This window comes from Microbacterium sp. UCD-TDU, assembly GCF_000340625.1.
Taxonomy (GTDB): Bacteria; Actinomycetota; Actinomycetes; order Actinomycetales; family Microbacteriaceae; genus Microbacterium; species Microbacterium maritypicum.
In genome coordinates this window covers 640,332-660,067 of sequence record NZ_KB454447.1, presented here as the reverse complement: position 1 = coordinate 660,067, position 19,736 = coordinate 640,332, and the positions used below count along the sequence as shown (strand labels likewise).

The following is a 19,736-nucleotide window of genomic DNA, read 5'->3' as shown; positions in this document are numbered from 1 at the left end:
ACCTTTGACAGCATGCCCTCCCGACCCGATACCGACGATCCGCGCCTGGGAGATGTGTCCGAGGGGCGTATCCTCCAGGCGATCCTGACCCGGACCCCCGCGGCGTCGCACACGCTGATCGGTCCGGGCGATGATGCGGCCGTCATCGCCACGCCCTCCGGCTCGGTGGTGGCGACGACGGACACGCTCGTGCACGGTCCCGACTTCCGTCTCGCATGGTCGAGTGGGTACGACCTCGGCTGGAAGGCTGCGGCGGTGAACCTCGCCGATGTCGCGGCGATGGGTGCCCGCCCGACCGCGCTGCTCGTCGCTCTGGCCGTCCCGCGGGAGCTGCGCCTGTCGTTCGTCGAGCGCCTCGCCGACGGCTTCCGTGACGCCTGTGCATCTCTCGCGCCCGGATGCGCCGTGGTCGGCGGCGATCTGACGGTGTCCGACGTGTTGACGGTGGCCGTGACCGCTCTCGGCGACCTGGAGGGGCGTGTCGCGGTGACGCGGAGCGGTGCGCGAGCCGGTGATGTCATCGCGGTGGCCGGGGAGCTGGGCCATGCCGCTCGCGGTCTCGCGGTGCTGTTCGGGCGGTTCCGAGACGGAGATGTCCCCGTGCCGGTGGATCCGGCGAAGCTCGCTTCGGGCGAGAGCGCGGCGCTGGCGGCACAGCTTCGACCCGCACCGCCGATCGGCCTCGGTGCGGTCGCGGCGACCGCGGGCGCCACGGCGATGATGGACGTCTCCGACGGGCTCGCGATCGATGCACGACGGATGGCCGCGGCTTCCGGGGTCACGATCGCCCTCGACCGCTCTCTTCTCGGAGACGATCCGGAACGCGCGCTGGCGGGGGGAGAGGACCATGCGCTGCTCGCGACCTTCCCCGAGGGGACGCTGCCGCCGGGATTCCGGGTCATCGGTTCGGTTCGGGCTCGGGGAGAAGAAGACCTGCTCTGCGACGACGTTCCTGTCGACCTCTCCGGGTGGGACCCCTACCGGGACTGGGACTCGGTCGCCGGCTGATCGAGCCGCTCGGAGTCCTTCGCCGCCGGGGCGGGTTCAGCCCACCACACCGTGGTGTCGCCGTAGCTCTTCTCGCGGAACTGCTCCAGATTCGCTGCTCCGAAGTCGGGGGGCGTGGAACGGCGCGCCCGCTCGACGACCACCACGGCGTCCGCCGACAGCAGCGGAGCGAGGGCGACGAGATCGGCGGTCATGGCGGTGTCGTCGAGATCGTAGGGCGGATCGGTGAAGACGAGGTCGAAAGGTCCCGTCGCGCGCTGCAGGAACGCGTGTGCGGTGCTCTCGTGGACGCGACCGGGCGTCAGACCGCCCGCCTTGGCGACGACGGCGGCGTTGCGTCGGACGATGGCCGCGGCCTGGCGTGCGCGTTCCACGAACTCGGCACTCGCCGCTCCGCGGCTGAGCGCCTCGAGGCCGAGGGCGCCGGATCCGGCGTAGAGGTCGAGCACTCGCGCGCCCTCGATCGCGCTCAGGGATTCCAGCGCACCGAACAGCGACTCGCGCACCCGATCGCTCGTGGGGCGTGTGCCCGAGCCCGGCACCTCGAGTCGGGCGCCTCGGGCGCTGCCTGCGATGATCCTCGTCACCCGTTCACGATACGACAGCCGGCGTGCCGGCTGTGTCCATCGTGTTCCCTAGACTCGGAGCATGTCGCTCACGCTCGATTCCTCGTTGGAGGATGCGCTCGGTGCGGCGTCTGCCAAGACGCTCGGTCGCGCCTTCGGCATGCAGAGCGTCGGAGACCTGCTCGCGCACTATCCGCGCCGCTACGCCGACCCGGGCGAGCTCACGCCGATCCGCGACCTGCCCCTCGGAGAGACGGTCACCATCGTCGCCGAGGTGCTCTCCTCGAGCTTCCGTCGCATGCGCAACCGGCCCGGTGCCATGGTCGACGTCGTGATCGGCGACGGGATCGGACGCATGTCGCTGACCTTCTTCGCCAAGAACGTCGGCGCAGCCGAGTGGCGGTCGAAAGATCTCGCCGTGGGACGACGCGGTGTGTTCTCCGGCAAGGTCGGGGAGTTCAACGGAGTGACGCAGTTCGCCCACCCGGAGTACGAGCTGTTCGACGATGAGGATTCCGCTCGGCGCAGTGCCGACGCGCGCGCAGCCGTGCCGATCCCGATCTATCCCGCGACCTCGACGATCCAGACCTGGCAGATAGCCAGACTCATCGGTCGCGTGCTCGACGACCTCTCGGAAGCCCCCGACCCGTTGACCGCGGAGATACGAGAACGCGAAGAGCTGCTCACCGCTCGCGAGGCTCTCGAACTGGTGCACCGCCCCCGCACCCGGAACGACATCGACCCGGCCGTGCGCACCCTGCGCATGCACGAGGCGCTCACCCTGCAGACGGCGCTCCTCCAGCAGCGGGATGCGATTCGTGCGCTCTCGGCCACGTCGCGGCCTGCGAGCGCGGGCGGATTGCTCGAGCGCTTCGACGCGAGCCTCCCGTACACGCTCACTCCCGATCAGGAGACGGTGGGACGGCAGATCGCCGCCGACCTCGTCGGCGCCTGGCCCATGAACCGTCTCGTTCAGGGTGAAGTCGGATCCGGAAAGACCCTTGTTGCCCTCCGCGCGATGCTGCAGGTGGCCGAGAGCGGTGGACAGGCCGCGCTGATCGCCCCCACAGAGGTCTTGGCCGGTCAGCACCTGCGCTCGATCGCCAAGATGCTCGGTCCCGATCTCGCACCGTTGCTGATGCCGACGCTGCTGACTGGTCAGATGCCCGCGGCCGAGCGCCGCAAGGCCGCCCTGCGGGTCGCCTCCGGGCAGGCGCTGATCGTGGTCGGAACCCATGCCCTGCTGGGGGACAAGACGACGTTCGCCGACCTCGGACTGGTCGTGGTCGACGAGCAGCACCGCTTCGGGGTCGAGCAGCGCGAGGCTCTGCGGGCGAAGGGTTCGAGTCCGCACGCCCTCGTGCTGACGGCGACGCCGATCCCGCGCACGGTCGCGATGACCGTCTTCGGCGACCTCGACACCTCTGTGATCCGCACCATGCCGGCGGGCCGCGCCGGCATCGAGTCGTTCGTGGCTCCGCTCGCCGAGCACCCCGGGTGGTTCAACCGCGTCTGGGAGCGGGCCGCGGAGGAGATCGCCCAGGGGCGGCAGGTCTTCGCGGTGTGCGCGGCGATCGACACGACCAAGAAGATGGCCGAAGCGGGGGAGCAGTCGGTGCTCGCGCCCGAGGGCGCCTCCGGGCCCCGCTGGGGGGTCGTCCAGCTCGACGAGGCTCTCGCGACCCACCCGACGCTGGGCGGGCTCCGGCGAGCCGTGCTGCACGGTCGTATGCCGTCGGATGAGAAAGACGCCGTGATGCAGTCGTTCGCCCGCGGCGACATCGACCTCCTTCTCGCCACAACGGTGATCGAGGTCGGCGTCGACGTGCCCAACGCCTCGACGATGATCGTCCTCGATGCCGACCGGTTCGGGGTCTCGCAGCTGCACCAGTTGCGCGGGCGAGTCGGTCGAGGCGGCGTCCCCGGGCTGTGCCTCCTCGTGACCGAGGCGGAGGCGGGGTCGCTCGCGCGGGACCGCGTCGATGCCGTCGCCGCCACTCTCGACGGCTTCGCCCTCGCCGAGGTCGATCTGGAGCTGCGCGGTGAGGGCGATGTGCTCGGGGCGGCGCAGGCGGGAGTCCGCTCTTCCCTCAAGCTCCTTCGCGTCGTCAAGGACGCCGGCCTCATCGCCCGGGCGCGTGAGCTGGCCGAGGGCATCCTCTCCGCCGACCCCGACCTGGCCGATCACCCGGGCCTTCGCGAGGCGATCGCACGACGTGTGAGCGATGAGGATCGCGCGGCGCTGGCGAAGAACTGACGCGGAACCGACGTGCCCTAGGCTGGAACCATGAGCAGCCGGATCGCCGTCGTCCCGGGTTCCTTCGATCCGCCTACGCTGGGTCACCTCGATGTGATCAGGCGCGCGGCCGCCCTCTACGACGAGCTGCACGTGCTGGTCGTGCACAACCCGGGCAAAGAGGCGATGCTGCCGATCGCGCAGCGGCTCTCCCTGCTGGAGAAGTCGATCGCCGACGACGGGATGCAGGGCAACATCGTCATCGGTTCGTGGAGCATGGGTCTCCTGGTCGATTACGCCCGCGATGTGAACGCCGGTGTGCTGGTGAAGGGCATCCGCTCCCAGATCGACGTCGCGTACGAGTCTCCGATGGCGATCGTGAACAGACACCTCGCCGGCATCGAGACCGTGTTCCTCCTGCCCGACCCCTCGCACGCCATGGTCTCCAGCTCCCTCGTGCGCCAGGTCGCATCTCTCGGCGGCGATGTGACGCCCTTCGTCCCCTCGGCGGTCGCGGCGTTCCTGGACACCGGCTCCCGCGGGCTCTGACGCCCTTCCCTGAACGCGCGGTCAGAGCGACCGTGAGCCCTGGCCGGTAGCATGGAAGAGTGCGCTCTCGAATGAACGGCCCTTTTGTGCTCCCTGCCCGCGACATCGTCCGGCGACCGGGAGAGATGCGCGAACACGAGTTCACCGTCGCTCTCTCCGAGGCGTGGGGTGAGGGGATCGTGTCCTACGAGGCCGGGTCCGAACTCGATCTGGATGTGCGGTTGGAGTCCGTCCACGAGGGCATCCTCGTGTCGGGAACCGCTGATGCGGAATACGCCGGTGTGTGCGGAAGATGCCTGATCGACATCACTCGGCCCGTCGAAGTCGAGTTCCAGGAGCTTTTCGCGTATCCTGGTGAGGAAGAAACTGACTTCGAGGTTCAAGACGACCACGTGGATCTTGAAACTCTCGTCAGGGATGCGGCCGTACTGGCACTTCCTTTTCAGCCGGTGTGTCAGCCGGATTGCCCGGGTCTCGACCCGAAAACGGGTGAACGACTGACCGTGAGCACCGGAACGGAGCAGGCCGCTCCCATCGATCCTCGGTGGAGTGCGCTCCAGAACATCACAGACCAAGACGGCACGGAAGAATCTCGTGCCGCCGAGAAAGAAGAGAGCTAGTCATGGCTGGTAACCCCCCGAAGCGCAAGGTATCCCGTTCGAACACCCGCTCGCGCCGCGCGCAGTGGAAGGCAGCGCCCGTCGCGCTCGTCAAGACGATCGAGAACGGCCAGGTCGTCTACAGCCGTCCCCACCAGGCGAAGGTCGTCACCGACTCGCAGGGCACGGAGCTCTTCCTGGAGTACAAGGGCCGCAAGGTCGCCGACGTCTGAATCGCGTACGGTGACGGAGGTCCCCGGGGGGATGAGGCCTCTCCCAGATAAGCTCCGCGTCGATATCGACGCGGAGCTTCTGGAGTTGGCCCTCACCCATCGCTCGTACGCGTACGAGCACGGTGCCATCCCGCACAACGAGCGGCTCGAGTTCCTCGGGGACTCGGTGCTCGGTCAGGCCGTCACCGTCATGCTGTTCACCACGCACCCTGATCTCGATGAGGGCGAGCTGGCCAAACGACGCGCGAGCGTCGTGTCGACCGTCGCCCTCGCCGAAGTCGCCCGCGGGATCGATCTCGGCAGTCATCTTCTGCTCGGACGCGGTGAGGAGCAGACAGGCGGTCGCGACAAGGACTCGATCCTCGCCGACACGATGGAAGCCGTCATCGGGGCCACCTACCTCTCGGCCGGGCCCGAAGCCGCCACAGAACTCGTGCTGCGTCTGACGAAGCCGCTGCTGGCCGATCCGGAGCGCTATGGCGCCGCTATGGATCCGAAGACCAGTCTGCAGGAGCTCGCCGCCCGTGTCGGTGCGACGCCTCCCCGCTACTCGGTGGAAGCGAGCGGGCCCGATCACGACCGGCGTTTCGTGGCCACCGTCATCGTGGGCGATGTGAGCATGACCGGTGCGGGCAGCAGCAAGAAGACGGCCGAGATGGCTGCGGCCCTCAGTGCCTGGCGCACCCTCAGCGAGCGTGCCTGAGCTTCCTGAGGTCGAGGTCGTCCGTGCGGGCCTCGCCCCGGCTGCCGTCGGATCCCTGATCACTGCGGTGAGCGTGTTCGATGAACGCGCGCTCACGCGGCACGTCGCGGGTGCCGCTGATTTCGTCGGTCGGCTCGAAGGGCGCACCTTCACCGCAGCGTCCCGCCGGGGCAAGTTCCTCTGGCTCCCGCTCGACGACGACGACTCCGCGCTGATCGCGCACCTCGGGATGAGCGGCCAGATGCTGCTTCGTGCTCCCGATGCGGGCGCCGAACGCCATGAGCGCGTGCGCATCGGCATCGAGCATCCGACCCACGGCGAACTCGCGATCGTGTTCGCCGACCAGCGGACCTTCGGCTCGCTGGCGGTGGACGCACTGGTCGACGACGCAGGATCGCGGATCCCCACCCAGGTCGCGCACATCGCCCGTGATCCGCTGGATCCTCGTTTCGATGATCCGGCTTTCCGTGCTGCTCTGGCCCGACGGGGGAGCGCGATCAAGCGCGTGCTGCTCGACCAGGGGGTCGTGAGCGGGATCGGCAACATCTACGCCGACGAGTCGCTGTGGGCTGCGCGCATCCACCCGGAGACACCCGCCGCCAGCCTGTCGACACAGGCCGTGCGCCGGCTGCTCGCCGAGGTGCGCCTCGTGCTCGCGAAGGCCCTCGCCGAGGGTGGCACCAGCTTCGATGCGCAGTACGTCAACGTCAACGGGCAGGCCGGCTACTTCGCGCACTCGCTCAACGCCTACGGGCAGCAGGGCAAGCCGTGCCCTCGATGCGGCACATCGATCGTGCGCGAGAGCTTCATGAACCGAGGCTCGCACTTCTGCCCGCGGTGCCAGCGGCTGCGCACCTAGAGCGACTACCCGCGCGGGACTGCAGCGATCATGTGCTGCCCCGTTCCGGGGAGAGCTGCGAGAGGACCGCCCTCGTCGAGGACGACGTCGACGAATAGCATCGGTAGGCCTTGAGCCGTCCACGGCGATGCTCTATCCATGAGCTGCGCGTGGACGTGCGGTTCACTGCTGTTTCCGGAGTTCCCGCAACGTGCGATCCGGGTCCCGGCGCGTACCGTCTCACCGACCTTCACAGCGACGGACCCCTGCTCCAGGTGAGCCACTGTCGCGAAGTCGCCGTTCGCCCCGCGGATCGTCACGTGGTTGCCCAAGATGAACCCGGGTCCGCCGAGCTCGCGCACCGCTCCCTCGATCAGCATGTAGGCGATCGCCAACCCGCTCGATCGGGCTCGATGGTCGCGCCGCCAGTCGGTGGCGCGCACGACGACGCCGTCGATCATGGCGAACACCGGCTCGCCGAAGGTGGAGTACTCCCGCGCCGGCCGCATGGCGGACCCGCTGCCGAAGGTCGGGCGCGCCGTGTCGTCGGGTTCGTGCACGAGATCGATGGCGTACGCCTGTCCGTACAGGCGGATCCCGTGGCTCGGAACCTTGGTCGCAGGACTGTTCATGCTCAGCCACCGCCCGGACACCGGAGCCGAGATCGCCACGGCCTCTCTGGTGGGAATCAGGCGTGGCCCGATGAAGACCAGAAGTACGCAGACCGTTAGCACACCGACCGAGATGACGGCGACGATGTTCCTCACCTGACGAGCGCCATCGCCCAGGCTGATCCCGCTGGTGAAAGCGACGGCGACGAGGATGAGAGCGGTGACGCCGTAGAGAGGCCCGCGTACACGGTAGAGGGTGAGCAGGATGCGCCTCATCGTTCTGCTCCCAGTACGCAGACGAGCAGCGGCACGATGCGTGCGGCCGGCACCTCATAGCTGCCGCGCCCACTCTGGCGCACCCATCCGGCCGACACGAGCTGGCGCAGATGATGATGCAGCTGTCCGGTCGTCCCGAGGCCCTCGACGGCGGCGAGCTCCGACGTGGCGTGGGTTCCCGAGACGATATGACGAAGGAGCTCAAGGCGCACAGGGTGTCCGAGCGCCGCGAAGACGGATGCGCGTTCCGCCCACGTGGCCTCCAGCTGTCCTGCGGTTCCGACGGTCTGCTGCCAGGACACCGGTGCTCCCGTGGGCAACGTCAGAGCGCCGACGAGCATCACCGCTCCCTCTGTCGTCGAGGCGTCATCGTGGAGGCGCGCCTGCAAGCCGTTCAACGCCCAGAACCCGCCTTCGTCGAGGGGTGCGCTGTGCGAGACGTGGCGCCTCTGCTCCAGCACAGCCACCCGCTCGGTCAGAGCAAGCAGTGCTTCGCGGAGGTGGGAGATCTCATCACTCATGGTCGAATAGTACGTCATTACGTATTATTTGACCATGAGTCCCTCTCAGGCGGTCTGGAAGGAACGCTGCAGCAGTGGGCGCGTGGCCCACGTGGTCGCCCACACCACGCCGATCCCGACCGACACGACGGCGGCGATGGTCATCAGCGAGAGAGGGGCCGTGATGAGCGCGATCCCGACGAGAGGGAAGACCAGGACGGCTGCGACCAGCGCCGACCCGATCGCCGTGACGAGCAGAGGCGACATGATCGCGCGACGCCGCGCCCGATCCACGGTCTCGATCGGCATGCCCAGGTGATGCAGGCTGCGGTGCAGGTCGCGCTGGTCGAGCACGTCGGACGCCTGATTGACCCCGACCGACGCCGCGACCATCAGGAACGAGCCGATGAGTGTGATGATGAGCCCGGTGCGGATGTCGTCGGCGAGGGCGACGTCGGACGCGGCGGCGTCGGCGGTGCTCATCATGTTCAACAGTGCGACTCCCGTGCCGGCGAACACGGCCATGAAGCTCGCCATCGCGATGCCCCCGACCTGACGCCACGCCGCCTTCGGAGAGTCCAGCACGATCCGCGCGGCGAGCAGTCGCTCGGGACGTTCGGCGCGGCGCAGCTGGCGTCCCGCTGAGACTTTGAGCACCCACGGGCCGACCAGGTTCAGCACCGCCAGCGCAGCTGCGAACAGCCCGGCGAGGACGACGATCGTCATCAACAGGCCGCCGACCGAGGGGAACACCTTGATCAGCACGAAGGCGATCGCGATCGCACCGGCGGCGACCACGGCGCGGATCCAGTGCACCGGTGGCACATCCGTGCGTGTGCGCACGCCCAGGGGCGAGATGACGACGCGGCGAAGGCCGATGACGGCACTGGTGGCCGCGAGTGCGAGAACGGCCGCGATGACGATCACCGTCTGCAGCGGCGGAAGAACCACGGCGGCGAACCCGAGTGCTTCGCCCCGGAACGGGATCAGCCCGATGAGAGGGCTGATCGCGATGTGGCCGATGACACCGGCGAGAGCGCCGACCGCAGCCACGAGCACCGACTCCGCGACGGTGGCGACCGTGACTCCGGCCGGTGACACTCCGAGCAGGCGGAGAGTGGAGAGCCGCTCGTCTCGCCGACGTGCGGAGAGCCGCGCCGCCGCGCCGCCGAGGGACATCAGCGGCACCACCAGCAGGACCAGGGCGATGGCCGCGAGGGCTTGGTAGAGGGGAGCGATCTCATCCGTCCATCCCCAGAAGGACTGCGCACCCCCGATGACGGTGAGGACCAGCATCGTCACCACGGCGAAGGCGACCACCGGCAGCGCGAGGACGCTGTTCTGGCCGGGAGCAGGCCGCAGCAGGAGGGCGAGGACGTTGCGGTTCATGCGGCCACCGCCGACGAGATGATGCGTCCGTCGCGCACGGCGACCGTGCGTGTGCAGCGGGCGGCGACGTCGGGATCGTGCGTGACCACGACGAGTGTGCGTCCCTGCCCGGTCGTCGACCACAGGAGGGCGTCCATGACCTCGGAGGACGTCGTCGAATCGAGGGCGCCCGTGGGCTCGTCGGCGAAGACGAGCTCTGCGCCGGTCGCCTGAGCGCGGGCGATGGCGACGCGCTGGGCCTGTCCGCCGGAGAGCTCGCCGATGCGACGATCCTCCATCCCGGCGAGCCCGAGAGCCGCGAGCCACGACGCCGCGTGCTGCACCGCGTCCTGGCGGCGGATGCCGTTGATCATGGATGCCAGCGCGACGTTCTCCACTGCCGTCAGCTCGGGAATGAGAAGACCCTGTTGGAAGACGAACCCGAACCTCTCGCGACGCAGGCGGGACCGCGCGGACTCGCTGAGCGCGGTCACCTCGATGGGGGCGCCCTCGGCGGGGCGGAAGACGACGCTGCCGGCATCGGGCGCCGTGATTCCGGCCAGCACGTGCAGGAGCGTCGTCTTGCCGGAGCCGGAGGCGCCCATGATCGCCACGGATTCGCCTCGATGGATCGCCAGATCGACGCCGGCGAGAGCGCGCGTGGTCCCGAAGGTCTTGATGAGGGCGTGGGCTTCGATCACGGGAGTGTTCATGCTTCCAGCCTCGCCACCCGGCGCGGTGCCGTCATCGCTCCGGCGGATGACGGTGCGGACCCGACGTCATCCCGGAGAATGAGATCGGGTCCGCGCGCTCGTCAGATCATCTTCTGCCACGCCCCGGCGTACGAGACGGGCACGAAGCCGATCGCCTCGTTGATGCTCAGCATCGGCCTGTTCTCCTCCGCATTGAAGGTCGAGACGACGGTGGAGTGCGGCATCAGCTCGCGCCAGCGAAGCAGGTTCGCGCACTTCACGATCGTCCCCAGACGATGCCCGCGGTGGTCCTTGCGCACCAGGGTGCCGTACTGTTCCGTGACACCGGTGCGGTCCGCGGCGATGACCAGCTCGTTGTAGGCGACGAGTTCTCCCGTCGGCACGTGCTGCACCGCGACCACGGAGACGGCTTGACCGGAGCTCAGGATCCTCGCCTCCCGGCGCGCGACGCGATCCGCGTCCCAGCTCTCCTCGGCGAAGTCCATGTCGCCGCTCGGCGCATCCGTCGAGAGTCGGGCGAGGACGTCCGCGAAGCCGTCCCGGAGTTCGGGCGGAGTCGGCATATCCCATTCGAGGACGCGGTAGTCGGGGCCGGCGAACGCGGACGCGTCCGTCAGCGCTGCACGCAGGGGAGCGGGGTCCGAGTGGAGGTCGTACTCGCTGTTGCGCTCGACCTGCTCGAGCACGTAGCCGTCGCTCTCGACGAGGTCGGAGAGCGGAGTCGCCGGGATCCGTCCCCACTTCGTGCGCGGCACGAGCATGCGCTCAGCGCCCTCCGGACGATGCAGCGTCCAGGTCTGCAGGACGTTTCGATCATGCACCCGTGCCTCGGCTTCCGCCTGCGCGAGCAGGGCGTCCTCGATGCCCTGCCCCCAATGTTCGCGCGGCACCAGCAGATCGAACTCGATCGCGTGAGCCTCGTCTTCGAGGGCGATGTAGATCGTGATCATGCCGACGATCTGCCCGTCGATGCGGGCCACGAACCCCCGGTGGAGCGCGTCTGTCTGGTCCTGCCATCCGGGCAGCATCTGCTCGGCCGTGGAGGCGAGATCGGGGAGGCCCACCAGTTCATCGCAGATCTGGCGGTTGAGTGCGGCGCAGGCGCTGAAGTCGGCCGCGTCATCGGCGTCCAGGGAGACCGGCACGATCAGCGGCGTGATCGTCGGTTCGACGGTCGTCATGTGGTGTTTCCTTCGTAGGTGTTTCCAGTGGGTGAGCTCCGCGACGGGCGGAGCAGGGGGGAGGGCCGGCGCTGAGGCCCCGGCGATGGTTCCCCGCCCGCACCTGCACGGAGCAGGCGGGGGTGGGGAACCAGCGGAGGGAGACGAGCATCACCGACGCCCGACCATCAGCGCATTCCGCGCTGCAGGTCGAACATCAGCAGTGCCTGGGATTCCGCGGCGGAGCGATGACGCTGCTCGCCGAGCAGAAGCATGTCTGCCGGATCGATGTGCAGGCCGCGGCGTGGACGCCGGGGGCGCTGTGCCCTCTGGAAGAGCCAGAGGCCGATCCGGAGGGAGAGACGATCTGCGAGCGACAGGCGACGCAGCTCGTCGGGGCGGGGGATCTGGAGGACCTCGCGGTCCTCGATATCGGGCGGGTGGATGTCGCTGCGATGCAACGTGGTGTTCACGATGGTTCCTTCGAGAGAAAGGCGGTGATGGATGCGGAAGCACCGCACGTCGACCGAGGAAGCGGCCAGGAGCGATGCGGAAGAACGCGGGGCGACGGGGTCACGCAAAAGTGACCCCGCACGCGGGGATGAGCCGTGACCTGGGATGCAGGTCAGCAGACGGGGCGCGGAAGAGCCGACCGGATAGAGCCCACTACGGGCACGGAATCTCGGGGTGCGGTTCTACGAGAGAGCGCTGATGCGGACGCCGGCGGTTACCGAGAACGCGTGGCGCGGCGCGAAGTGCGCGGGCGCGGCGAGGCCAGTGGCCTGTGCGTTGAGCTGAGTCGTAATCATCGGTAACCTCCTTTCGTGTGGCGATCCGGACGCAACCGTAGCGAATCCACCGGGCGGGCGTCAAGCACATGTGGTCTCGATCGGCGTGTCGTCTGGTGCTCGAGTTCTCTCGCCGCCCGCGCGGGATGAGGCTGAAACCGCGTGATTCCGGTAGCGTAGCCGCGTGATTCTCCCCGGACGAGCGGTGCCCGCATGCATCTGAAGAGCCTGACTCTCAAGGGGTTCAAGTCGTTCGCGCAGCCGACGAGTTTCGTGTTCGAGCCCGGTGTCACCTGCATCGTCGGTCCGAACGGCTCGGGCAAGTCGAATGTCGTCGACGCGCTGGCCTGGGTGATGGGCGAGCAGGGCGCGAAGACGCTGCGTGGCGGCAAGATGGAAGACGTCATCTTCGCCGGAACGTCGACGCGCGGTCCGCTCGGTCGCGCCGAGGTGCAGCTCACGATCGACAACGCCGACGGCGCTTTGCCGATCGAGTACGCCGAGGTGACGATCAGCCGCACGCTGTTCCGCAACGGTTCCAGTGAGTACGCGATCAACGGCGAGGGATGCCGTCTCCTCGATGTGCAGGAGCTTCTGAGCGACTCCGGCCTGGGCCGCGAGATGCACGTGATCGTCGGCCAGGGCCGTCTCGATACGGTTCTCCAGGCGTCCCCGGAGGATCGCCGCGGGTTCATCGAGGAAGCGGCGGGAATCCTGAAGCACCGTCGACGCAAGGAGAAGACTCTCCGCAAGCTCGATGCCATGGAGACCAACCTCACCCGCCTGAGCGACCTCGCCGGTGAGATCCGCAGGCAGCTCAAGCCGTTGGGACGGCAGGCCGAGATCGCCCGGGAGGCGCAGACGATCGCTGCGGTCGTGCGCGATGCCAAAGCTCGTATCTTCGCCGACGACGTCGTCGCCCTGCGCGCCGCCCTCGCGGATCACACGCGCACGGAGCACGAGCGCCACACCGAGCGGCTGGTGCTCTCGGACCAGGCCGAGACCGTGCGCGCGAGCATCGCGCGGCTGGAGCAGGATCAGAATTCCGTCGCCGTCGACGAGGCACGCAGCGTGGCGTTCGGCCTCGAGCAGGTGCAGGAGCGCATGCGCGGCCTCTTCACGCTCGCCAATCAGCGGCTCGCCCTCCTCGGCACCGAAGACGATGACGCCGCGGTCACAGCGGTCACGGTCACGCAGGCCACGATCGACGAGGCCAAGGAGGAGATCGATCTGATCTCGGCCGGTCTCGGAGATGCCCAGGATGCGGCGGCAGCGGCCAGTCGCGAGGTGGTGCACGCGCGCGCCGAACTCGACACGCTCGACGTCGACATCGCCGAGCAGAGCGCCCTCGTCTCCGCATACGACATGCGGGTGTCGGCTCTGCGCGGAACTGCGGATGCCGCATCATCCGCCCTCGCTGCCGTTCGGGGAGCGGTGCTCCGTCAGGAGAACGCCCTCGAGGCGGCGAATGTGCGCCGACTCGAGGCCGCGGAGGCGCTCGAGTCCATCGACGACGCGGAGGCGCCGGAAGGAACGGCGGCCGAACACGCGGCCGCCTACGAGAGCGCACAGCGCGCCGCCACCGCTGCGGAGTCCGAGCGCGAGGCCCTTCGGGAGCGGCTGCACGCCGCCGAGCGCGAAGTCGATTCTCTGACGGCGAAGGCATCGGCTCTGAGCAGCGCGCTCGCGCTGTCGGGTGGCGCTGCCGAGATCGTCAGAGAGGGTGGCAAGGGCGTGCGAGGCTTCGTCGGCGATGCGGTGCAGGTGCGCGCCGGTTTCGAGGCCGCTATCGCCGCGGTCCTCGGTCCACTCGCGGAGGGCGTGCTCATCGACACGGCTGCCGACGCCTTCGCGCTGGCGGTGGATGCAGCGCAGCAGCGCACGGGCGTGGTCGACTTCGTCATCGCTGACGCGTTCAGACCCGATCCGGTGCTCCCCGTCGTCGCAGGGGTCACGCCCGCCGTCGACACGGTCACGGCTCCCGACGGCCTGCTCGGCGTGTTGTCCCATGTGCTGATCGCCGACGATCTGGACTCGGCGCGCGCCGCAAGAGCGGCTCTCGACGCGACGGGCGACACCTTCACGACCATCGTCACGGTCGCGGGGGAGGTCATCACGGCCCAGACCTTGCGCACGGGTTCCGGGGGAGAGCGCTCCCGTCTGGAGCTCGCCGCCGAGAGGGACGCCGCGACCGAGCGGCTCGCGGAGATCCAGATCGTCGTCGACTCGCTCCGCGAAGCGCGCGAGGAGGCGAACGAGGCGGTCGAGACGACCAGACGTCAGGCCAAGGACGCGTTGCGGGCACTTCGGGAGCACGATGCGGCTCTCGCCACCCACGCCGAGCAGGTCAACCGCGTCACGGTGCGCCACGAATCCGCTGTCGCCGAGTGCGAGCGCCTCGAGACGGGGCTCGCTCAGGCGCAGTCCGCCGTCGCCGAGGCCGAGGCCAAGGCCGAGTCGGCGAAGGCGGCGCTGGACGACGCGATCTCCGCCCCGCGTCCCGTGCTCGATGCCTCCGCGCGAGATGGGCTGCTCGAAGCTCTGGAACTCGCACGAGAGGGTGAGGTGCGGGCACGGCTCGAGATCGAGACCCTGCGCGAGCGCGTGCGTGCGGCGCAGTCGAGGGTCACGAGCCTGGAGCGGCAGCGCGAGCACGAGAGAGATGCCGCGGCCGAGGCAGCGCGCCGAGCGGTCATCCGCCGTGCGCAGCGAGAGGCGGCGTCCGGCGTGGCCGAAGAACTGCCTCGCATCCTCGACTCACTGGATCGCTCGGTCACGGAGGCGCGCCTCGCTCTGCGCGAGGCTGAAGCTGCGCGATCGGCGCAGAATCAGGAACTCGTCGCCCTCCGGGCGCAGGAGAGCTCGCTTCGGGAGCGGCTCGCCGGACTCACCGAGAGCGTGCACGGACTCGAGCTGCAGATCCACGAGAAGAAGCTCCACCTGAACAGCCTCCTCGAACGCGTCGCTTCGGAGCTCGCTCTCGACGAAGATATTCTCGTTGCGGAATATGGTCCTGACCAGCGGGTCCCGCGCGATCCGGGCGTGGCGCCGCACGACGACGATCAGCACGCGGATGACACCTCCATCCCGTTCGACCGCCGCATCCAGCAGCGTCGCCTCGCCGAAGCGGAGCGCAAACTCGCCCAGCTCGGTCGTGTGAACCCGCTGGCGCTCGAGGAGTTCGCCGCTCTCGAGCAGCGGCACGCCTTCCTCACCGAGCAGCTGGCCGACCTCACCCAGACGCGCCAAGACCTTCTGACGATCATCACCGATCTCGATGAGCGGATGCAGACGATCTTCGCCAGTGCCTTCGAAGACACGAAGGAGGCGTTCGGGCAGGTCTTCCCACTGCTGTTCCCCGGTGGGACAGGGAGCATCTCGCTGACAGACCCGGACAACATGCTGACGACGGGAATCGAGGTGTCCGTCCGACCGGTCGGGAAGAAGATCGAGCGCCTCTCCCTCCTCTCCGGCGGGGAGCGGTCTCTGGCGGCCGTGGCGCTGCTGGTCGCGATCTTCAAGGCGCGGCCGAGCCCGTTCTACATCCTGGACGAGGTCGAGGCTGCTCTGGACGATGCGAACCTCGGCCGGTTGCTCACCGTCTTCGAGCAGCTGAGGGAAAGCTCGCAGCTGCTGGTCATCACGCATCAGAAGCGCACCATGGAGATCGCCGACGCGCTCTACGGGGTCTCGATGCGCCAGGACGGCGTCTCGGCGGTCGTGGGGCAGCGTGTCGGAGATCGAGCGGCGGCGGCCGTTTAGCGGATCGAACCGCCGCACGCGGAGGATCCACCCGCGCAACCCGTAGGCTGGAGTGATGGCGGAGAAGTCCTGGTCTCTTGGTCGCGCACTGCGCGGCATGTTCGTCAAGCCCACTATCGATGAGACGACCTGGGAGGACCTCGAAACGGCTCTCATCACAGCCGACTTCGGACCCGACATCAGCGAGCGCGTCGTCGACGAGCTGCGCGCGAAGGTCGACAGGTACCGCACCACCGACCCCAAGGACCTTCAGCGCATGCTGCGGGAGACCCTCGAGGAGCACTTCGCCAAGTTCGACACGACGTTGAAGCTCACGGAGCGCCCCGCTGTCGTTCTCGTCGTCGGTGTCAACGGCGTGGGCAAGACGACGACCATCGGCAAGTTCACGAAGTTCCTCCGCGGGTATCAGCGCAGTGTGGTCGTCGGCGCGGCCGACACCTTCCGCGCGGCAGCGGTCGAACAGCTCGCGACGTGGGCGCAGCGCGGCGGGGCCGCGATCGTGCGTCCGCAGCAGGAGGGCCAGGACCCGGCATCGGTCGCCTTCCAGACGGTCGAGTACGCCAAGCGTGAAGGCATCGAGATCGCCATCATCGACACGGCGGGGCGTCTGCACACCAAGGGCGGCCTCATGGATGAGCTCTCGAAGGTCCGGCGTGTGATCGAGAAGCAGGCCCCTATCAGCGAGGTGCTCCTCGTGCTCGATGCCACCACGGGCCAGAACGGCGTGATGCAGGCCGAGGCTTTCCTCGAGCACGCCGGCGTCACCGGACTCGTCCTCACCAAGCTCGACGGCTCTGCCAAGGGCGGCTTCGTGCTGGCCGTGCAGGAGCGCACCGGGATCCCGGTCAAGCTGCTCGGCCAGGGCGAGGGGATCGACGATCTGACCGGTTTCACCCCCCATGTGTTCGTCCAGTCATTGGTCGGTTGATGACGGGACTACCGCAGTGAGCACGAGGCTGGTTTCATAGCGTTATGGCGATCGAACACGACTACTTCGGACTCCTGTCCTCGGGTCCCGACGGCTCGATCTTCTGGTCGGAGACCGTGGAGCTCGGCGACCAGAGCGTCACCGTCGATCTGACCGCGCCGGATCAGGACGACGTGTCCGCCGATGCGCTCGACATCGCCGCGTCGCTCATCGCGGGCTTGGAGAGCGTCGACGACACCGCCCGGCGGGGCATGCTCGCCGAAGTCGACGACCGCACCAGTGAGGTGACCGAGTACATCCTCCAGCAGCAGGAGACGTACGGCGATGACCTTCCCGACGTCCTCGTCGACGTGTCCGGCGATGCGGCGGTCGACATCATCCGTTCGCTGCGCCTGATGAGCATGACCATCCTCGCTGATGAGCACGGAGGATCCGAGCCCTTCGCGGTGCTCGAGTACGCCCTCGACGACAGCTCGACGGACGACGTGCTGCTGGTGAACCTCGGCTCGGACGGCAGCGTGCAGTCCGTCATGAGCGCGGACTGAGCAAAACCCCGGAGCGCGTCCAGGTCAGACGGCCTGGGCGAAGCCGAGGTCTGCGCTCTCCGCGATGTGCGACAGATGAGCGGGGATCTCGCGACCCTTCGACACCATCGACTGCGCCCACAGCCGCCCGGCCCGATACGAGGACCGCACCAGGGGGCCCGCGAGGACGCCGAGGAAGCCGATACGTTCTGCCTCCTCCTTGAACTCGACGAATTCCGCGGGCTTCACCCATCGCGAGACCGGGAGATGACGAGGTGAGGGGCGCAGGTACTGCGTGATCGTGATGATGTCGCATCCGGCGTCGTGCAGGTCGTTCAGCGCCTGGACGACCTCTTCCGGTTCCTCACCCATCCCGAGGATGAGGTTCGACTTGGTGATCAGCCCCGCGTCTCGCGCCTGGGTGAGCACGTTCAGCGACCGCTCGTAGCGGAAGGCGGGACGGATGCGCTTGAAGATACGGGGCACGGTCTCGACGTTGTGTGCGAACACCTCGGGGCGGGCATCGAAGATCTGGCCGAGGAATGCCGGATCGGCGTTGTGCTCGTTGGCGAGCAGCTCGACCCCGGTGTTCGGATTGAGCTCGTGGATCTTGCGCACCGTCTCGGCGTTGAGCCATGCTCCGGTGTCTGGCAGATCGTCGCGGGCCACACTCGTCACGGTCGCGTAGCGCAGGTTCATGCGGACCACGCTCTCGGCGACACGACGCGGCTCATCGGTGTCGTAGTCGGCGGGCTTCCCGGTGTCGATCTGGCAGAAGTCGCACCGGCGCGTGCACTGAGAACCGCCGATGAGGAAGGTCGCCTCCCGGTCCTCCCAGCATTCGTAGATGTTCGGGCAGCCGGCCTCCTGGCACACCGTGTGCAGATCCTCGCTCTTCACGAGGGAGTGCAGGGCCGTGTACTCGGGGCCCATCTTCGCCTTGGTCTTGATCCACTCCGGTTTGCGTTCGATCGGCGTCTCGGCGTTGCGGATCTCCAGGCGCAGGAGCTTGCGCCCCTCGGGTGCGGCGGTCATGCGGTGGCTCCTGTCAGTTCAGTGGTCGCGTACTCGGCCAGGAAGGCGCGGGTGACGGCGTCGACGAGGTCGAGCGGGGAGACGGCGGAGCCGACCACCTCGCTCACCGTCGTGACCCCGGCGTCGGTGATACCGCACGGGATGATTCCGCGAAACCCGGTCAGCGAGTTGTCGCAGTTGATGGCGAAGCCGTGCATCGTCACTCCCTGTTGCACGCGCACCCCGATCGCTGCGACCTTGTCTTCGGAGAGCGGCCGGCGCACCCAGACGCCGCTTCTGCCGTCCACCTGATAGCCGTCGACGCCGAACGGGCGCAGCACATCGATGAGCACGCGCTCGAGCCGGCGCACATGGGCGACGACATCGATGGGCTCGACGAGGCGGACGATCGGATATCCCACGAGTTGCCCGGGGCCGTGCCAGGTGATCTTGCCGCCGCGGTCCACGTCGATCACGGGAGTCCCGTCCTGTGGGCGCTCCTGCGGTTCCGTCCGCTTTCCCGCGGTGTACACCGCCTCATGCTCGAGGAGGATCAGTGTGTCCGGACGTGTACGTCCGACGACATCGGCGTGGATACGGCGCTGAAGATCCCATCCGTCGAGGTACGGTACGGGCGTCGGAGCGAATCCAGGGGTGAGGATCTCGAGCATCGCAGAACCGCTTTCCTTGAGTAAATGGACTGAGAACAACAATACCCCTCCGCACTGACGACGGCGTCGTCGTGGTGGTCCTCGCGGTAGCGTGAGGGCATGAGTTCCCCTGGCAGGGCCGGTCGCCCCAAGGCGTCTTCGCGAGAGACGCTCGCAGAAGCTGCGTGCGAGCTCTTCCTCGAACGCGGATACGACGCCACATCGGTCGCTGACATCACCCAGCGCGCCGGCGTCAGCCGATCCAGCTTCTTCAACTACTTCGCTTCGAAGAGCGACGTGCTGTGGTCGGGTGTCGACGAGCGCATCGGTCAGGCCATCGCTTCTCTCGAGCGGCTCGACAGGGCAGCGACCGGGGACGAGGTTCGCGACATCCTGCTGCGTGTGGTGCACGACTTCGCCCCTGATCCGCTCGCGCTCGCTCTTCGGAACGCTCGGGCGATGGGGCTGGAGGACGAGCTCGTCCGCGACACCGGACTCCGCCTCGCCCGCTTGTCCACGGCGGTGTCGCGCGCCGCGTCGGCCGCCGGGGTCGATGTCATCCGCGCCGATATCCTGGGCGCCGCCCACGCGGCGGCGGTGCTGTCGTCCTTGCGGGTCTGGGCGGAACAGGGAGCCGGACGCGGCACTCCCGAGACCGTCCTCCGCGAAGCGCTGGGGACGATCCACGACCTGCCCTGGTCCTGAGTCCG

20 protein-coding genes are annotated in these 19,736 nt (G+C 68.3%); 11 read left to right on the top strand and 9 right to left on the bottom strand.

Annotated features, from left to right (window positions below):
* The first annotated feature begins 12 nt into the window (after window positions 1-12).
* Window positions 13-1,008: a thiamine-phosphate kinase gene (gene thiL / locus D514_RS33505; protein ID WP_017830759.1), complete on the top strand. Its 996-nt coding sequence runs from the start codon at window positions 13-15 to the stop codon at window positions 1,006-1,008.
* Here the strand turns inward: thiL and rsmD are convergent.
* Window positions 978-1,595: a 16S rRNA (guanine(966)-N(2))-methyltransferase RsmD gene (gene rsmD / locus D514_RS33500; RefSeq protein ID WP_017830758.1), complete on the bottom strand. Its 618-nt coding sequence runs from the start codon at window positions 1,593-1,595 to the stop codon at window positions 978-980. The two genes, thiL and rsmD, sit on opposite strands and share 31 nt — an antisense overlap.
* Window positions 1,596-1,656: 61 nt before the next feature.
* Between rsmD and D514_RS33495 the strand changes: the two genes are divergently transcribed.
* From D514_RS33495 to mutM, 6 genes are all read left to right on the top strand, one after another.
* The gene (locus D514_RS33495) at window positions 1,657-3,831 is read left to right on the top strand and encodes an ATP-dependent DNA helicase RecG (RefSeq protein ID WP_017830757.1); all 2,175 of its coding nucleotides are present in this window, start codon (window positions 1,657-1,659) and stop codon (window positions 3,829-3,831) included.
* Window positions 3,832-3,861: 30 nt separating this feature from the next.
* Entirely contained in the window at window positions 3,862-4,359 is a 498-nt protein-coding gene (coaD, locus tag D514_RS33490; protein ID WP_017830756.1) for a pantetheine-phosphate adenylyltransferase, read from the top strand.
* Between the two features lie 71 nt (window positions 4,360-4,430).
* The gene (locus D514_RS33485) at window positions 4,431-4,979 is read left to right on the top strand and encodes a DUF177 domain-containing protein (protein ID WP_017830755.1); all 549 of its coding nucleotides are present in this window, start codon (window positions 4,431-4,433) and stop codon (window positions 4,977-4,979) included.
* A 2-nt stretch (window positions 4,980-4,981) separates the two neighbouring features.
* The gene (gene rpmF, locus D514_RS33480) at window positions 4,982-5,191 is read left to right on the top strand and encodes a 50S ribosomal protein L32 (RefSeq protein WP_017830754.1); all 210 of its coding nucleotides are present in this window, start codon (window positions 4,982-4,984) and stop codon (window positions 5,189-5,191) included.
* A 31-nt stretch (window positions 5,192-5,222) separates the two neighbouring features.
* Complete coding sequence (rnc, locus tag D514_RS33475; RefSeq protein ID WP_017830753.1) at window positions 5,223-5,894, top strand: ribonuclease III; 672 nt, start codon at window positions 5,223-5,225, stop codon at window positions 5,892-5,894.
* Window positions 5,887-6,753 (top strand): bifunctional DNA-formamidopyrimidine glycosylase/DNA-(apurinic or apyrimidinic site) lyase, encoded by an 867-nt coding sequence (gene mutM, locus D514_RS33470; RefSeq protein WP_017830752.1) that lies wholly within the window; start codon window positions 5,887-5,889, stop codon window positions 6,751-6,753. The genes rnc and mutM overlap by 8 nt, the downstream gene beginning before the upstream one ends.
* 5 nt (window positions 6,754-6,758) lie before the next feature.
* Here mutM and D514_RS33465 read toward each other — a convergent pair whose 3' ends face one another.
* From D514_RS33465 to D514_RS33440, 6 genes are all read right to left on the bottom strand, one after another.
* Entirely contained in the window at window positions 6,759-7,619 is an 861-nt protein-coding gene (locus D514_RS33465) for a M23 family metallopeptidase (RefSeq protein ID WP_017830751.1), read from the bottom strand.
* Complete coding sequence (locus tag D514_RS33460; RefSeq protein WP_051056622.1) at window positions 7,616-8,140, bottom strand: helix-turn-helix transcriptional regulator; 525 nt, start codon at window positions 8,138-8,140, stop codon at window positions 7,616-7,618. The genes D514_RS33465 and D514_RS33460 overlap by 4 nt, the downstream gene beginning before the upstream one ends.
* Before the next feature lie 45 nt (window positions 8,141-8,185).
* Window positions 8,186-9,508: an FtsX-like permease family protein gene (locus tag D514_RS33455; RefSeq protein WP_017830749.1), complete on the bottom strand. Its 1,323-nt coding sequence runs from the start codon at window positions 9,506-9,508 to the stop codon at window positions 8,186-8,188.
* Window positions 9,505-10,200, bottom strand: a complete 696-nt coding sequence (locus D514_RS33450; protein ID WP_017830748.1) for an ABC transporter ATP-binding protein — start codon at window positions 10,198-10,200, stop codon at window positions 9,505-9,507. Before D514_RS33450 ends, D514_RS33455 begins: the two co-directional genes overlap by 4 nt.
* Before the next feature lie 101 nt (window positions 10,201-10,301).
* Window positions 10,302-11,381 (bottom strand): GNAT family N-acetyltransferase, encoded by a 1,080-nt coding sequence (locus D514_RS33445; RefSeq protein WP_017830747.1) that lies wholly within the window; start codon window positions 11,379-11,381, stop codon window positions 10,302-10,304.
* A gap of 167 nt (window positions 11,382-11,548) precedes the next feature.
* The gene (locus D514_RS33440) at window positions 11,549-11,833 is read right to left on the bottom strand and encodes a hypothetical protein (RefSeq protein ID WP_017830746.1); all 285 of its coding nucleotides are present in this window, start codon (window positions 11,831-11,833) and stop codon (window positions 11,549-11,551) included.
* Between the two features lie 528 nt (window positions 11,834-12,361).
* Here D514_RS33440 and smc point away from each other — a divergent pair.
* The 3 genes from smc to D514_RS33425 are packed head-to-tail and all read left to right on the top strand — an operon-like array spanning window position 12,362 to window position 17,383.
* Window positions 12,362-15,910, top strand: a complete 3,549-nt coding sequence (gene smc / locus D514_RS33435) for a chromosome segregation protein SMC (protein ID WP_017830744.1) — start codon at window positions 12,362-12,364, stop codon at window positions 15,908-15,910.
* Window positions 15,911-15,965: 55 nt separating this feature from the next.
* Entirely contained in the window at window positions 15,966-16,838 is an 873-nt protein-coding gene (gene ftsY / locus D514_RS33430) for a signal recognition particle-docking protein FtsY (protein ID WP_017830743.1), read from the top strand.
* A 44-nt stretch (window positions 16,839-16,882) separates the two neighbouring features.
* Window positions 16,883-17,383 (top strand): DUF2004 domain-containing protein, encoded by a 501-nt coding sequence (locus D514_RS33425; protein ID WP_017830742.1) that lies wholly within the window; start codon window positions 16,883-16,885, stop codon window positions 17,381-17,383.
* A gap of 24 nt (window positions 17,384-17,407) precedes the next feature.
* Here the strand turns inward: D514_RS33425 and lipA are convergent, their stop codons facing one another.
* Window positions 17,408-18,397: a lipoyl synthase gene (gene lipA, locus D514_RS33420; protein ID WP_017830741.1), complete on the bottom strand. Its 990-nt coding sequence runs from the start codon at window positions 18,395-18,397 to the stop codon at window positions 17,408-17,410.
* Window positions 18,394-19,047, bottom strand: a complete 654-nt coding sequence (lipB, locus tag D514_RS0119590) for a lipoyl(octanoyl) transferase LipB (protein WP_017830740.1) — start codon at window positions 19,045-19,047, stop codon at window positions 18,394-18,396. The genes lipA and lipB overlap by 4 nt, the downstream gene beginning before the upstream one ends.
* A gap of 99 nt (window positions 19,048-19,146) precedes the next feature.
* Between lipB and D514_RS33415 the strand changes: the two genes are divergently transcribed.
* Window positions 19,147-19,731, top strand: coding sequence for a TetR/AcrR family transcriptional regulator (locus tag D514_RS33415; protein WP_017830739.1), 585 nt, complete (start codon window positions 19,147-19,149; stop codon window positions 19,729-19,731).
* The last annotated feature ends 5 nt before the right edge of the window (window positions 19,732-19,736 follow it).

Bases quoted from the DNA above. Each gene is read 5' to 3' on its own strand.
- thiL (WP_017830759.1), top strand. From the start codon at position 13: ATGCCCTCCCGACCCGATACCGACGATCCGCGCCTGGGAGATGTGTCC.
- D514_RS33495 (WP_017830757.1), top strand. From the start codon at position 1,657: ATGTCGCTCACGCTCGATTCCTCGTTGGAGGATGCGCTCGGTGCGGCG.
- coaD (WP_017830756.1), top strand. From the start codon at position 3,862: ATGAGCAGCCGGATCGCCGTCGTCCCGGGTTCCTTCGATCCGCCTACG.
- D514_RS33485 (WP_017830755.1), top strand. From the start codon at position 4,431: ATGAACGGCCCTTTTGTGCTCCCTGCCCGCGACATCGTCCGGCGACCG.
- rpmF (WP_017830754.1), top strand. From the start codon at position 4,982: ATGGCTGGTAACCCCCCGAAGCGCAAGGTATCCCGTTCGAACACCCGC.
- rnc (WP_017830753.1), top strand. From the start codon at position 5,223: ATGAGGCCTCTCCCAGATAAGCTCCGCGTCGATATCGACGCGGAGCTT.
- D514_RS33465 (WP_017830751.1), bottom strand. From the start codon at position 7,619: ATGAGGCGCATCCTGCTCACCCTCTACCGTGTACGCGGGCCTCTCTAC.
- D514_RS33460 (WP_051056622.1), bottom strand. From the start codon at position 8,140: ATGAGTGATGAGATCTCCCACCTCCGCGAAGCACTGCTTGCTCTGACC.
- D514_RS33455 (WP_017830749.1), bottom strand. From the start codon at position 9,508: ATGAACCGCAACGTCCTCGCCCTCCTGCTGCGGCCTGCTCCCGGCCAG.
- D514_RS33450 (WP_017830748.1), bottom strand. From the start codon at position 10,200: ATGAACACTCCCGTGATCGAAGCCCACGCCCTCATCAAGACCTTCGGG.
- D514_RS33445 (WP_017830747.1), bottom strand. From the start codon at position 11,381: ATGACGACCGTCGAACCGACGATCACGCCGCTGATCGTGCCGGTCTCC.
- smc (WP_017830744.1), top strand. From the start codon at position 12,362: ATGCATCTGAAGAGCCTGACTCTCAAGGGGTTCAAGTCGTTCGCGCAG.
- ftsY (WP_017830743.1), top strand. From the start codon at position 15,966: ATGGCGGAGAAGTCCTGGTCTCTTGGTCGCGCACTGCGCGGCATGTTC.
- D514_RS33425 (WP_017830742.1), top strand. From the start codon at position 16,883: ATGGCGATCGAACACGACTACTTCGGACTCCTGTCCTCGGGTCCCGAC.
- lipA (WP_017830741.1), bottom strand. From the start codon at position 18,397: ATGACCGCCGCACCCGAGGGGCGCAAGCTCCTGCGCCTGGAGATCCGC.
- lipB (WP_017830740.1), bottom strand. From the start codon at position 19,047: ATGCTCGAGATCCTCACCCCTGGATTCGCTCCGACGCCCGTACCGTAC.
- D514_RS33415 (WP_017830739.1), top strand. From the start codon at position 19,147: ATGAGTTCCCCTGGCAGGGCCGGTCGCCCCAAGGCGTCTTCGCGAGAG.